Source organism: Burkholderia sp. FERM BP-3421, from assembly GCF_028657905.1.
Taxonomy (GTDB): Bacteria; Pseudomonadota; Gammaproteobacteria; order Burkholderiales; family Burkholderiaceae; genus Burkholderia.
The window spans coordinates 275,582-290,328 of record NZ_CP117781.1 but is presented as its reverse complement, the minus strand read 5'-3'; the positions used below and the strand labels follow the sequence as shown (position 1 = coordinate 290,328).

Genomic DNA, 14,747 nt, shown 5'->3' with positions numbered 1-14,747 from the left:
GCGGTTTGCCGAAATTCTACTGGACAAAAAGGTTCCATTTTGTCCGAGGCCGAGTGACAAATGGCGTTCCTTGCCTGTCAAGGCTCACAGCGGACCCGAGGACTGTTTCTACGAATTTGATACAAGGGAACGTTTATGTTCAGTCACTTATATGACGTGAAACCCGCGAATTACGGCCTGTTGGGCCTTCGGCGCGGGCAGATTTTGCCGAGTTTCCCTGTCGAATCGGCTAGGCGGGATGCCGATTTGTAGGCGGATCGTAGGCTGCGGGGTGCGAGTGAGGGGGCGCTTATTGTTTTTACGCATTCCTTCGAAAGATCTGATTTTTGAATTCGAGCGGATGGAAAGTGATGATCGATGGGCGGTAATCGGAGTTCATGGGATTCGGTAATTGAATTTGGATTGACGTCGATCTGAATGAGTTTCTCGATGAGTTTCGATAGGTCGGGTGCTTGGGGAGATGGAAATGCTGAATTCCAATCAGATTCGTTCGCAAGAATCGCGCGCGCTGGCGCCAGCCGACAAAATGGTGGGCCATCTTCTGCGAGTTACTTCCCTCTGCGACCTGGAAGACGTGAATGCTTATGTCAGTGAAGTCGAATCGATTGTGTTCGAGTTGCTGGCACAGCATGTCGATCGTCGGAGCCGGAAGACGGCGCGGTCGGCGTACAAGGCCGGCGTCTCAATGGGACTTGGCGGTGCGGCTTTCGATGTCGGCGCCGGGGCGGCAGTCCTGGATGGCGGCGAGCTTGAAGCATCTCGTGCGATGTTGACGGCAATCATGCAAGCGGGCTACCGGCACGGTCGGGCAATACGGAACTGGGTCGAGGAGCAGAAGCGTCTAGGGAATTTTCAGCTGACGGGCGATAGCGGCAGCGCGGCATTGCGCAAGTCGTTCAGCACTTTCTCGTAGAAAAGAATAGAGATCGATTTGTCTTTGTGCGATTTGCGTATGGCAGTCCTAATTAATTTATAGGCCAATGCGAGAAATCTACGCCTGTGTCGTAAGACAGCGCATCAGCCGATGAGGTGATGAGATGAACAAGTCGTACAGAACAATCTGGAATGAAGCGCTCGGGGCGTGGGTTGCGGCGTCGGAACTTGCCATGGTGCGAGGCAAATCGAACAAGTCGACGGTCGCGAAGGCCGTTGCGGCCGCCGTGCTCGTCGCGGCCGCTCAAGGCGGCTATGCCAGTACGATCGGGGTGGGTTCGGGGGCAGTCGCGGGCGGTAGCGCGTGCGGTACTTCCGGCGTAGGCCCGGACGGTACGACTAACTACACCAATCGCGCGATCACGGACGGTAACGGCTCGTTCTCCACGGTTGCGGGTTGCTCGGCTAACGGCGGTGGTCATTTGGGTGTCACGCTGTACGGTTTCTACACGACTGTAACCGGCGACGGCGGCACGGCGATAGGTCTGGGTGCTTACGCTGCGGAATGGGCAACCGCTGTCGGCTTGCAGGCGACTGCCACGGGACAAGGAAGTAATGCGCTCGGATTCAACTCACTGGCCAATGGGTCAGGTGCAACCGCGCTTGGCTATGAAGATACTGCAGGTTCAACCGGTGCGGTGGCGATCGGTATAAGTAATACTGCCGCGGCGTCAACTGCCGTTACTGTGGGTTATGGAAACCGGCTCGGGGCTTCTGGAGCAGGGAGCACTGTAGTTGGCGTTAATAACAACGTGAATACAACTGCCGGGAATAGCTCGACGGTGCTGGGCAACGGTAATAGTGTCACCGGCTCATCTAATATGGCGTTAGGGCTTGCTAACGCCATTGCTGGCGGCGGCAATGTAGTGGCAGTTGGCAATGCGAACGTAATTGGGGTGGTGGGAGATAACACTAATTTTTACGATTCCTTTGGGATGCGCAATACGGTAACCGGCACGGATTCCGTCGCGCTGGGAAATTTCAATACGGCTACCGGCGCAAATTCACTGGGTTTAGGGTTGAGTAGCGCGGCCTCGGGAGCCCAGAGTATTGGAATGGGATATCTTGCGACGGGTAGCGGTACAAGCTCATCTGCCTTGGGCGCCAGATCTATAGCGAGTGGGAATCAGGCGACCGCTGTGGGCAACCTTGATTTAGCGTCGGGTCTGAATGCGCTGGCGGTCGGTGATTCGTCGACCGCCAGCGCGACCAATTCGGTTGCTATGGGGATTGGCTCGACGGCGGCGGCGAATTCGACAGTCGCAATTGGTCAAGCGGATGTAATTGCAGCCGCCGCGGGTACGGGGGCGACGGCGATTGGTTATCAGTCAAGCGTGACGACCGGCACCGGCGCGGTGGCGATCGGTAGCCAGCAGACGGCCAGCGGCAATGGTGCGGTGGCGATCGGGGATCCGAACGTCGCGACCGGCACCGGCGCGGTGGCGATGGGTGCGAACAATACGGCAACCGGGAACGGCGCCCTTGCGATCGGTAACGCCAATACGGCAACGATCGATCAGGCCGTTGCGCTGGGTTCTACCAATACCGTCAGCGGCCAAAATGCCATCGGTATCGGGCTGAGTAACGTGGCCACAGGCACCAACAGCATTGCATTTGGAGCGAACACGTTGGCCAGCGGTAGCAGTGCAATCGCCATCGGCTTGCAGTCAACGGCTTCGGGAGCCACAAGTAACGCATTGGGAACGTTCGCGACGAGTAGCGGGGTAGATGCGTCCTCGTTTGGCACTTCAACTACGGCAAGTGGGGCTCAGTCACTTGCGGTGGGCTACGGTGCCAGGGCAACAGGTCAGAATTCGCTGGCCGCTGGCGATACGGCGACTGCAAGCGGAGTCAACACGGTCGCTATGGGTACGGGTGCGAATGCGGCGGCGAATACGGCGGTCGCAATTGGTCTGGCGAGTTCGGTCGGCAGCGCTGCCGGTACCGGATCGACAGCGATCGGGATGGAATCAAGCGTGACAAGTGGAACCGGCGCGGTGGCGATCGGCAACCAGCAGACGGCCAGCGGCAACGGCGCGGTGGCGATCGGGGATCCGAACAGCGCGACCGGCACGGGTGCGGTAGCTGTCGGTGCGAACAATACGGCGAACGGGCAGGGTGCCGTCGCGGAAGGTAACAGCAACACGGCGACCGGTCAGGGATCGGTTGCCTTGGGTAATACGTCGACCGCCGCCAGTGCGGGTTCCCTGGCAATGGGCGATACGGCGAGCGTTGTCGCGGCCGCGACGAACGGCGTGGCGCTGGGCACTGGCGCTACCGTCAGCAATGCGGGCGCGGTTGCGCTGGGCTCGGGTTCCGTGACGGCGGCGGCGAATCCGACGGCGACGGGCACGGTCGGCGGCGTGACGTACAACTACGCGGGGACGACGCCGGCAAGCGTGGTGAGCGTGGGCGCGCCGGGAGCGGAGCGGCAGATCACGAACGTAGCCGCGGGCCGGGTGACGGCGACGAGCACGGATGCGATCAACGGTTCGCAGTTGTTTGCGACGAACACGGCAATCAACAGTTTGTCGACGTCCACGTCGACAGGGATCAGCTCGTTGTCGACAGGTCTGTCCACGACGAACAGCACGGTCACTTCACTGTCGACCTCGACTTCGACCGGTCTGTCGTCGGCGAACAGCTCCATCGCATCGTTGTCGACTTCGACGTCAACGGGTATCTCGTCACTGTCGACGGGCTTGTCGACGACGAATAGCAACGTGGCCTCGTTGTCGACGTCGACGTCGACCGCCATCAATGCGGCGAAGACGCACTACTACAGCGTGAACGACAACGGCACGCAGCAAGGGAACTACAACGATAACGGCGCAACGGGCGTCAACGCACTGGCGGCAGGCACCAACGCGACAGCGGCGGGCGCGAGCGCGGTGGCGGTCGGCAACGGCGCTAATGCGAACTCGGGCGGTGCGGTGGCGATCGGCCAGAACGCAACGGCGACGGGTGGTCAGGCGGTGTCGGTGGGCGTGAGCAACACGGCGAACGGCAACGGTGCGGTGGCGATCGGGGATCCGAACAGCGCGACCGGCACGGGTGCGGTAGCCGTTGGCGCGAACAATACGGCGAGCGGGACAGGCGCGATAGCGATCGGTAACGCCAATTCGGCGATTGGCGCGAGCGCCGTCGCGTTGGGCAATGGCACCGTGGCGAACAGCAACGGGGTGGCGATCGGTCAGGGGGCTGTTGCCACCGGAGCGAATGGCAACGTTGCGATCGGCAATTCAGTATCGGCGACCGGCACTGGTGCGATCGCGCTTGGCAATAGCGGGACCTTCACTGCCACGGCCATCGCTTCAGGCGCGGATGCATTGGCGCTTGGTAACGGCTCGACTGCGAGCGGAGCGGCAGGTTCGGTCGCTCTGGGTGCATCGGCTGTAGCCACGAATACGTTTGCGACCGCATTGGGCTCAAACGCCACTGCGTCCGGAAGCGGATCCATCGCATCCGGGCAAGGAGCGGACGCTACGGCGACCAACGCGCTGGCATTCGGTGCGGGCTCGACGGCCAACGTAGCGAACTCGGTTGCCCTCGGCTCCGGCTCGGTGACGGCAGCGGCGAATCCGACAGCGACGGGCACGGTCGGGGGCGTGACGTACAACTACGCGGGGACGAATCCGTCGAGCGTGGTGAGCGTGGGCGCGCCGGGTGCGGAGCGGCAGATCACGAACGTAGCCGCGGGCCGGGTGACGGCGACGAGCACGGATGCGATCAACGGCTCGCAGCTGTTCGCGACGAACACGGCGATCAACAGCTTGTCGACGTCGACCTCGACGGGTCTGTCGACGGCGACGAGTTCGATCGGCTCGCTGTCGACGGGCCTGTCCACGACGAACAGCAACGTAGCCTCGTTGTCGACTTCGACGTCAACGGGCATCACGTCGTTGTCGACGGGTTTGTCCACGACGAATAGTACGGTGGCCTCGCTGTCGACGTCGACCTCGACGGGTCTGTCGACGGCGACGATCTCGATCGGCTCGCTGTCGACGGGCCTGTCCACGACGAACAGCAACGTGGCCTCGTTGTCGACGTCGACGTCGACCGGGTTGTCGACGGCGACCAGCTCGATTGCATCGTTGTCGACTTCGACGTCAACGGGCATCACGTCGTTGTCGACGGGTTTGTCCACGACGAATAGTACGGTGGCCTCGCTGTCGACGTCGACCTCGACGGGTCTGTCAACGGCGACGAGCTCGATCGGCTCGCTGTCGACGGGCCTGTCCACGACGAACAGCAACGTGGCCTCCTTGTCGACGTCGACGTCGACCGGGTTGTCGACGGCAACCAGTTCGATCACATCGCTGTCGACGTCGACCTCGACCGCCATCAATGCGGTGAAGACGCACTACTACAGCGTGAACGACAACGGCACGCAGCAAGGGAACTACAACGATAACGGCGCGACGGGCATCAACGCGCTGGCGGCGGGCACGAACGCGACAGCGGCAGGAGCGAGTGCGGTGGCGGTTGGTGATGGAGCCAACGCGAATTCCGGCGGTGCGGTGGCGATCGGCCAGAATGCAACGGCGACGGGCGGCCAGGCGGTGTCGGTCGGCGTGGGCAACACGGCGAACGGTAATGGGGCCGTGGCGATCGGCGATCCGAACAGCGCGACAGGCACTGGCGCGATCGCGATGGGTGCGAACAACACGTCGAACGGCCAGGGTGCGGTGGCGCTGGGCAATGCGAACACGGCAACGGGGCAGGGTTCGGTGGCGTTGGGCAATACCTCGACGGCGAACGCGGCGGGTTCGGTGGCGATGGGTTCGGGCGCGACGGCGGCCAATGCGAACGACGTGGCGCTGGGTTCGAACTCGGTGACGGCAGCGCCGAATCCGACGGCGACAGGCACGATCGGTGGCGTGACGTACAACTACGCGGGGACGAATCCGGCGAGCGTGGTGAGCGTGGGCGCACCGGGTGCGGAACGTCAGGTGACGAACGTGGCGGCGGGCCAGGTGACGGCGACAAGCACGGATGCGATCAACGGCTCGCAGCTGTTCGCGACGAACACGGCGATCAACAGTTTGTCGACGTCCACGTCGACCGGTCTGTCGACGGCGACCAGCTCGATTGCATCGCTGTCGACCTCGACCTCCACGGGCATCACGTCGCTGTCGACCGGTTTGTCGACGACGAACAGCAACGTGGCCTCTTTGTCGACTTCCACCTCGACGGGGTTGTCGACGGCGACCAGCTCGATCGGCTCACTGTCGACGGGGCTGTCGACGACGAACAGCAACGTGGCCTCGCTGTCGACGTCGACCTCGACCGCCATCAATGCGGCGAAGACGCACTACTACAGCGTGAACGACAACGGCACGCAACAAGGGAACTACAACAACGACGGCGCGACAGGCATCAACGCGCTGGCGGCGGGCACGAACGCGACAGCGGCGGGCGCGAGCGCGGTGGCGGTCGGTGACGGGGCCAACGCGAATTCCGGCGGTGCGGTTGCGATCGGCCAGAATGCGACGGCGACAGGCGGCCAGGCGGTGTCGGTGGGCGTGAGCAACACGGCGAACGGCAACGGTGCGGTGGCGATCGGGGATCCGAACAGCGCGACCGGCACGGGTGCGGTAGCCGTTGGCGCGAACAATACGGCGAACGGGACAGGCGCGATAGCGATCGGTAACGCCAATTCGGCGGTTGGCGCGAGCGCCGTCGCGTTGGGCAATGGCACCGTGGCGAACAGCAACGGGGTGGCGATCGGTCAGGGGGCTGTTGCCACCGGAGCGAATGGCAACGTAGCGATCGGCAATTCAGTATCGGCGACCGGCACTGGTGCGATCGCGCTTGGCAATAGCGGGACCTTCACTGCCACGGCCATCGCTTCAGGCGCGGATGCATTGGCGCTTGGTAACGGCTCGACTGCGAGCGGAGCGGCAGGTTCGGTCGCTCTGGGTGCATCGGCTGTAGCCACGAATACGTTCGCGACCGCATTGGGCTCAAACGCCACTGCGTCCGGAAGCGGATCCATCGCATCCGGGCAAGGAGCGGACGCTACGGCCACCAACGCGCTGGCATTCGGTGCGGGCTCGACGGCCAACGTAGCGAACTCGGTTGCCCTGGGCTCCGGCTCGGTGACGGCAGCGGCGAACCCGACGGCGACGGGCACGGTCGGGGGCGTGACGTACAACTACGCCGGCACGACCCCGGCGAGCGTGGTGAGCGTGGGCGCGCCGGGTGCGGAACGTCAGATCACGAACGTGGCGGCGGGTGAGGTAACGGCAACGAGCACGGATGCGATCAACGGCTCGCAGCTGTTCGCGACGAATACGGCGATCAACAGTTTGTCGACGTCGACCTCGACCGGTCTGTCGACGGCGACCAGCTCGATTGCATCGCTGTCGACCTCGACCTCCACGGGCATCACGTCGCTGTCGACCGGCTTGTCGACGACGAACAGCAACGTCGCCTCATTGTCGACGTCGACCTCGACAGCGATCAATGCGGCGAAGACGCACTACTACAGCGTGAACGACAACGGCACCCAACAAGGGAACTACAACAACGACGGTGCGACGGGCATCAATGCGCTGGCGGCGGGCACGAACGCGACGGCGGCGGGTGCGAGCGCGGTGGCGGTGGGTGACGGTTCGAACGCCAGCGGTGCAGGAGCAGTCGCACTGGGTCAAAACGCAGTGGCAAGCAACGCGAACAGCGTGGCGCTGGGTTCGAACTCGGTGACGGCAGCGCCGAATCCGACGGCGACAGGCACGATCGGCGGCGTGACGTACAACTACGCGGGGACGAATCCGTCGAGCGTGGTGAGCGTGGGCGCACCGGGTGCGGAACGTCAGGTGACGAACGTGGCGGCGGGCCAGGTGACGGCGACAAGCACGGATGCGATCAACGGCTCGCAGTTGTTCGCAACGAACACGGCGATCAACAGCCTGTCGACGTCGACCTCGACCGGTCTGTCGACGGCGACGAGCTCGATCAGCTCACTGTCGACGGGGCTGTCCACGACGAACAGCACGGTCACTTCGCTGTCGACCTCGACCTCGACGGGCCTGTCGACGGCGACTAGCTCGATCGCCTCGCTGTCGACGTCGACCTCGACCGCGGTCAATGCGGCGAAGACGCACTACTACAGCGTCAACGACAACGGAACGCAACAAGGGAACTACAACAACGACGGCGCAACAGGCATCAACGCGCTGGCGGCGGGCACGAACGCGACAGCGGCGGGCGCGAGCGCGGTGGCGGTCGGTGACGGGGCCAACGCGAATTCCGGCGGCGCGGTTGCGATCGGCCAGAACGCGACGGCGACGGGCGGCCAGGCGGTGTCGGTCGGCGTGGGCAACACGGCGAACGGCAACGGTGCGGTGGCGATTGGCGATCCGAACAGCGCGACGGGCACTGGTGCGATCGCGATGGGTGCGAACAACACGTCGAACGGCCAGGGTGCGGTGGCGCTGGGCAATGCGAACACGGCAACGGGGCAGGGTTCGGTGGCGTTGGGCAATACCTCGACGGCCAACGCGGCGGGCTCGGTGGCGATGGGTTCGGGCGCGACGGCGACCAATGCGAACGACGTGGCGCTGGGTTCGAACTCGGTGACGGCAGCGCCGAATCCGACAGCGACGGGTGCGGTCGGCGGCGTGACGTACAACTACGCCGGCACGACCCCGGCGAGCGTGGTGAGCGTGGGCGCACCGGGTGCGGAACGTCAGATCACGAACGTGGCGGCGGGTGAGGTAACGGCGACGAGCACGGATGCGATCAACGGCTCGCAGCTGTTCGCGACGAACACGGCGATCAACAGCTTGTCGACGTCCACGTCGACCGGTCTGTCGACGGCGACCAGTTCGATTGCATCGCTGTCGACCTCGACCTCCACGGGCATCACGTCGCTGTCGACGGGCTTGTCGACGACGAACAGCAACGTGGCCTCGCTGTCGACTTCGACCTCGACGGGTTTGTCGACCGCGACCAGCTCGATCGCCTCGCTGTCGACGTCGACCTCGACCGCCATCAATGCGGCGAAGACGCACTACTACAGCGTGAACGACAACGGCATACAGCAAGGGAACTACAACAACGACGGCGCGACGGGCATCAACGCACTGGCGGCGGGCACGAACGCGACAGCGGCGGGCGCGAGCGCGGTGGCGGTCGGTGACGGGGCCAACGCGAACTCGGGCGGTGCGGTTGCGATCGGCCAGAACGCGACGGCGACGGGTGGTCAGGCGGTGTCGGTGGGCGTGAGCAACACGGCGAACGGCAACGGCGCGGTGGCGATCGGGGATCCAAACAGCGCGACCGGCACGGGTGCGGTAGCCGTTGGCGCGAACAATACGGCGAACGGGACAGGCGCGATAGCGATCGGTAACGCCAATTCGGCGGTTGGCACCAGCGCCGTCGCGTTGGGCAATGGCACGGTGGCGAGCGGCGGCGGGGTGGCGATCGGCCAGGGGGCTGTTGCCACCGGAGCGAATGGCAACGTTGCAATCGGCAGCTCGGTATCGGCGACGGGCACTGGCGCGATCGCGCTTGGTAACAGCGGGAGCTTCACTGCCACGGCCATCGCTTCAGGCGCGGACTCGTTGGCGCTTGGCAACGGATCGACCGCGAGCGGAGCGGCAGGTTCGGTTGCTCTGGGTGCGTCGGCCGTAGCCACGAATGCATTCGCGACCGCATTGGGCTCAAACGCCACCGCGTCTGGTAGCGGATCCATCGCGTCTGGGCAAGGAGCGAACGCTACGGCCACCAACGCGCTGGCATTCGGTGCGGGCTCGACGGCCAACGTAGCGAACTCGGTTGCCCTGGGCTCCGGCTCGGTGACGGCAGCGGCGAACCCGACGGCGACGGGCACGGTCGGGGGCGTGACGTACAACTACGCGGGAACGACGCCGGCCAGCGTGGTGAGCGTGGGCGCACCGGGTGCGGAGCGGCAGGTGACGAACGTGGCGGCGGGCCAGGTGACGGCGACGAGCACGGATGCGATCAACGGCTCGCAGCTGTTCGCGACGAACACGGCGATCAACAGCCTGTCGACATCGACCTCGACCGGTCTGTCGACGGCGACGAGTTCGATCGGCTCGCTGTCGACCGGTTTGTCGACGACGAACAGCTCGATCGCTTCGCTGTCGACGTCGACCTCGACCGCGGTCAATGCGGCGAAGACGCACTACTACAGCGTGAACGACAACGGCACCCAACAAGGGAACTACAACAACGACGGCGCAACAGGCATCAACGCGCTGGCGGCGGGCACGAACGCGACAGCGGCGGGTGCGAGCGCGGTGGCGGTTGGTGACGGGGCCAACGCGAACTCGGGCGGTGCGGTGGCGATCGGCCAGAACGCGACGGCGACGGGCGGCCAGGCGGTGTCGGTCGGCGTGGGTAACACGGCGAACGGTAATGGGGCCGTGGCGATCGGCGATCCGAACAGCGCGACAGGTACCGGTGCGATCGCGATGGGCGCGAACAACACGTCGAACGGCCAGGGTGCGGTGGCGCTGGGCAATGCGAACACGGCAACGGGGCAGGGTTCGGTGGCGTTGGGCAATACATCGACGGCGAACGCGGCGGGATCGGTGGCGATGGGCTCCGGAGCGACGGCGACCAATGCGAACGACGTGGCGCTGGGTTCGAACTCGGTGACGGCAGCGCCGAATCCGACAGCGACGGGTGCAGTCGGCGGCGTGACGTACAACTACGCCGGCACGACTCCGTCGAGCGTGGTGAGCGTGGGCGCACCGGGTGCGGAACGTCAGGTGACGAACGTTGCGGCGGGCCAGGTGACGGCGACGAGCACGGATGCGATCAATGGCTCGCAGCTGTTCGCGACGAACACGGCGATCAACAGCCTGTCGACGTCGACCTCGACCGGTTTGTCGACGGCGACGAGCTCGATCAGCTCGCTGTCGACCGGCTTGTCGACGACGAACAGCAACGTGGCTTCGTTGTCGACCTCCACGTCGACGGGCCTGTCGACGGCGACCAGCTCGATCGCCTCGCTGTCGACGTCGACCTCGACCGCGGTCAATGCGGCGAAGACGCACTACTACAGCGTGAACGACAACGGCACGCAGCAAGGGAACTACAACAACGACGGCGCAACAGGCATCAACGCGCTGGCGGCGGGCACGAACGCGACAGCGGCGGGTGCGAGCGCGGTGGCGGTTGGTGATGGAGCCAACGCGAACTCGGGCGGTGCGGTGGCGATCGGCCAGAACGCGACGGCGACGGGCGGCCAGGCGGTGTCGGTCGGCGTGGGTAACACGGCGAACGGTAATGGGGCCGTGGCGATCGGCGATCCGAACAGCGCGACAGGTACCGGTGCGATCGCGATGGGTGCGAACAACACGTCGAACGGCCAGGGTGCGGTGGCGCTGGGCAATGCGAACACGGCAACGGGGCAGGGTTCGGTGGCGTTGGGCAATACATCGACGGCGAACGCGGCGGGATCGGTGGCGATGGGCTCCGGAGCGACGGCGACCAATGCGAACGACGTGGCGCTGGGTTCGAACTCGGTGACGGCAGCGCCGAATCCGACAGCGACGGGTGCAGTCGGCGGCGTGACGTACAACTACGCCGGCACGACTCCGTCGAGCGTGGTGAGCGTGGGCGCACCGGGTGCGGAACGTCAGGTGACGAACGTTGCGGCGGGCCAGGTGACGGCGACGAGCACGGATGCGATCAACGGCTCGCAGCTGTTCGCGACGAACACGGCGATCAACAGCCTGTCGACGTCGACCTCGACCGGTTTGTCGACGGCGACGAGCTCGATCAGCTCGCTGTCGACTGGCTTGTCGACGACGAACAGCAACGTGGCCTCGTTGTCGACCTCCACGTCGACGGGCCTGTCGACGGCGACCAGCTCGATCGCCTCGCTGTCGACGTCGACCTCGACCGCGGTCAATGCGGCGAAGACGCACTACTACAGCGTGAACGACAACGGCACCCAACAAGGGAACTACAACAACGACGGCGCAACAGGCATCAACGCCCTGGCGGCGGGCACGAACGCGACAGCGGCGGGCGCGAGCGCGGTGGCGGTCGGCGACGGGGCCAACGCGAACTCGGGCGGCGCGGTTGCGATCGGCCAGAACGCGACGGCGACGGGCGGCCAGGCGGTGTCGATCGGCGTGGGCAACACGGCGAACGGCGACGGCGCGGTGGCGATCGGCGATCCGAACAGCGCGACGGGCACTGGCGCGATCGCGATGGGTGCGAACAACACGTCGAACGGCCAGGGTGCGGTGGCGCTGGGCAATGCGAACACGGCGACGGGCCAGGGCTCGGTGGCGTTGGGCAATACCTCGACGGCGAACGCGGCGGGCTCGGTGGCGGTGGGTTCAGGCGCGACGGCGACCAACGCGAACGACGTGGCGCTGGGTTCGAACTCGGTGACGGCGGCAGCGAATGCGACGGCGACGGGTGCGGTCGGCGGCGTGACGTACAACTACGCCGGCACGACCCCGGCGAGCGTGGTGAGCGTGGGCGCGCCAGGTGCGGAACGTCAGATCACGAACGTGGCGGCGGGTGAGGTAACGGCAACGAGCACGGATGCGCTCAACGGTTCGCAGCTGTTCGCGACGAACACGGCGATCAACAGCCTGTCGACGTCGACCTCGACCGGTCTGTCGACGGCGACGAGCTCGATCAGCTCGCTGTCGACCGGCTTGTCGACGACGAACAGCAACGTGGCCTCGCTGTCGACTTCGACCTCGACGGGGTTGTCGACCGCGACCAGCTCGATCGGCTCGTTGTCGACGGGGCTGTCGACGACGAACAGCAACGTGGCCTCGCTGTCGACCTCGACTTCGACGGGGCTGTCGACCGCGACCAGTTCCATCGGTTCGCTGTCGACCGGCTTGTCCACCACCAACAGCACGGTGGCGTCGTTGTCGACCTCGACCTCGACGGGCATCGGTTCGCTCTCGACGGGCCTGTCGACGGCGAACAGCTCGATCACCTCGCTGTCGACGTCGACGTCGACCGCCATCAATGCGGCGAAGACGCACTACTACAGCGTGAACGACAACGGCACGCAGCAAGGGAACTACAACAACGACGGCGCAACGGGCATCAACGCCCTGGCGGCGGGCACGAACGCGACAGCGGCGGGCGCGAGCGCGGTGGCGGTTGGTGATGGAGCCAACGCTAGCTCGGGCGGCGCGGTTGCGATCGGCCAGAACGCGACGGCGACGGGCGGCCAGGCGGTGTCGATCGGCGTGGGCAACACGGCGAACGGCGACGGCGCGGTGGCGATCGGCGATCCGAACACCGCAACCGGCACGGGCGCGATCGCGATGGGCGCGAACAACACGTCGAACGGCCAGGGCGCGGTGGCGCTGGGCAACGCGAACACGGCGATTGGGCAGGGTTCGGTGGCGCTCGGCAATACCTCGACGGCCAACGGCGTGGGCTCGGTGGCGATGGGCTCCGGCGCGGTGGCAAACAACCCGAACGACGTGGCGCTGGGTTCCAACTCGGTGACGGCGGCCGCGAATCCGATGGCGACCGCGACGATCAACGGCACGACCTACACGTTGGCCGGCACGACGCCGGCGAGCGTGGTGAGTGTGGGCGCGCCGGGCGCGGAACGCCAGATCACGAACGTCGCGGCGGGCCGAGTGAGTGCGACGAGCACGGATGCGGTCAACGGTTCGCAGCTGTACGCCACCGATCAGGCGGTCGATTCGCTCGGCAACACCGTGAACAACATCACCAACGGCGCGGGCATCAAGTACTTCCACGCGAATTCGACGCTGCCCGACAGTCAGGCGCTGGGGTTGAACAGCGTCGCGATCGGCCCGAACGCGGTGGCGAACAATGCCGGCGACGTGGCCCTGGGCTACGGCTCGACGACGGCGGCCGCCAATCCGACGGCCAGCACGACGATCGGCGGCGTCACCTACACCTTCGCCGGAACCACGCCGGCGAGCGTGGTGAGCGTGGGGGCGCCGGGCGCGGAGCGGCAGATCACGAATGTCGCGGCGGGCCAGGTGATCTCGTCGAGCACGGATGCGATCAACGGTTCGCAGCTGTATTCGACGATCCAGGCGATCAGCAGCCTGTCGACGAGCCAGAGTACCGACATCTCGCAGTTCACGTCACTGTCGACGTCGATCAGCAGGTTGTCGACCTCGACCGTGTCGACCGGGCCCAGCAGCCACTACTACAGCGTGAACGACAACGGCGCGCAGCAAGGGAACTACAACAACGACGGTGCGACGGGCCTCAACGCCCTGGCCGTCGGTACGAACGCCGCAGCTTCCGGCGCGAACGGCGTGGCGCTCGGCAACGGCGCGAGCGCGAACTCGGACGGCGGCACGGTGATCGGCGCGAGCGCGGTGGTGTCCGCCGCGAGCGGCACGGCGATCGGCCAGGGCGCGACTGCCTCGGCGGCCGGCGCGGTGGCGATCGGCGCGAACTCGGTGGCGAACCAGGCCAATACCGTATCGGTCGGCGCGCCCGGCAGCGAGCGCCGCATCACCAATGTCGCGGCGGGCGTGAACCCGACCGATGCGGTGAACGTGTCCCAGTTGGGGGCCTTGCAAACGACGGTGAACAACGTCGCACGCACGGCGTACTCGGGTATCGCGGCGGCGACCGCGTTGACGATGATCCCGGAAGTCGACGCCGGCAAGACGATCGCGGTCGGTATCGGCGGCGGCAGCTACCAGGGCTACAGCGCGGTGGCGATCGGCTTCACGGCGCGCCTGACGGACAACCTCAAGCTGAAGGGTGGGGTGAGCGGCAGCAGCGCCGGCTACACGTACGGCATTGGCGCGGGTTACCAGTGGTGATGCGCGGCGCGTCCGGATGCGGATCGGTCC

At 65.5% G+C, this 14,747-nt stretch carries 4 protein-coding genes and 3 pseudogenes; 5 read left to right on the top strand and 2 right to left on the bottom strand.

Translation table 11 applies throughout. The features are described 5' to 3' along the window. Window positions 1-466 precede the first annotated feature (466 nt). Both Bsp3421_RS04460 and Bsp3421_RS34255 read left to right on the top strand, forming a co-directional pair. Window positions 467-913: a hypothetical protein gene (locus Bsp3421_RS04460; protein WP_273997135.1), complete on the top strand. Its 447-nt coding sequence runs from the start codon at window positions 467-469 to the stop codon at window positions 911-913. Window positions 914-1,037: 124 nt separating this feature from the next. Next, window positions 1,038-2,135 (top strand): annotated as a pseudogene (locus Bsp3421_RS34255) (ESPR-type extended signal peptide-containing protein); the annotation flags it as partial. Window positions 2,136-2,257: 122 nt separating this feature from the next. Here the strand turns inward: Bsp3421_RS34255 and Bsp3421_RS04455 are convergent. Then, entirely contained in the window at window positions 2,258-2,392 is a 135-nt protein-coding gene (locus tag Bsp3421_RS04455; RefSeq protein ID WP_273997134.1) for a hypothetical protein, read from the bottom strand. On the opposite strand from Bsp3421_RS04455, the pseudogene Bsp3421_RS34250 reads away from it, so the two are divergent. Beyond that, a pseudogene (locus tag Bsp3421_RS34250) lies at window positions 2,331-3,809 on the top strand (YadA family autotransporter adhesin); the annotation flags it as partial. The gene Bsp3421_RS04455 and the pseudogene Bsp3421_RS34250 overlap by 62 nt on opposite strands. 92 nt (window positions 3,810-3,901) lie before the next feature. Here the strand turns inward: Bsp3421_RS34250 and Bsp3421_RS04440 are convergent. Beyond that, a complete protein-coding gene (locus Bsp3421_RS04440; protein ID WP_443111488.1) occupies window positions 3,902-4,108 on the bottom strand; it encodes a hypothetical protein in 207 nt (68 codons plus the stop codon). On the opposite strand from Bsp3421_RS04440, the pseudogene Bsp3421_RS34245 reads away from it, so the two are divergent. After that, window positions 4,008-4,682, top strand: a pseudogene (locus Bsp3421_RS34245) (YadA family autotransporter adhesin); the annotation flags it as partial. The gene Bsp3421_RS04440 and the pseudogene Bsp3421_RS34245 overlap by 101 nt on opposite strands. A 507-nt stretch (window positions 4,683-5,189) precedes the next feature. Beyond that, window positions 5,190-14,717 carry a hypothetical protein gene (locus tag Bsp3421_RS04430; RefSeq protein ID WP_273997129.1) on the top strand — a complete coding sequence of 3,176 codons (9,528 nt, stop codon included), beginning with the start codon at window positions 5,190-5,192 and terminating at the stop codon, window positions 14,715-14,717. The last annotated feature ends 30 nt before the right edge of the window (window positions 14,718-14,747 follow it).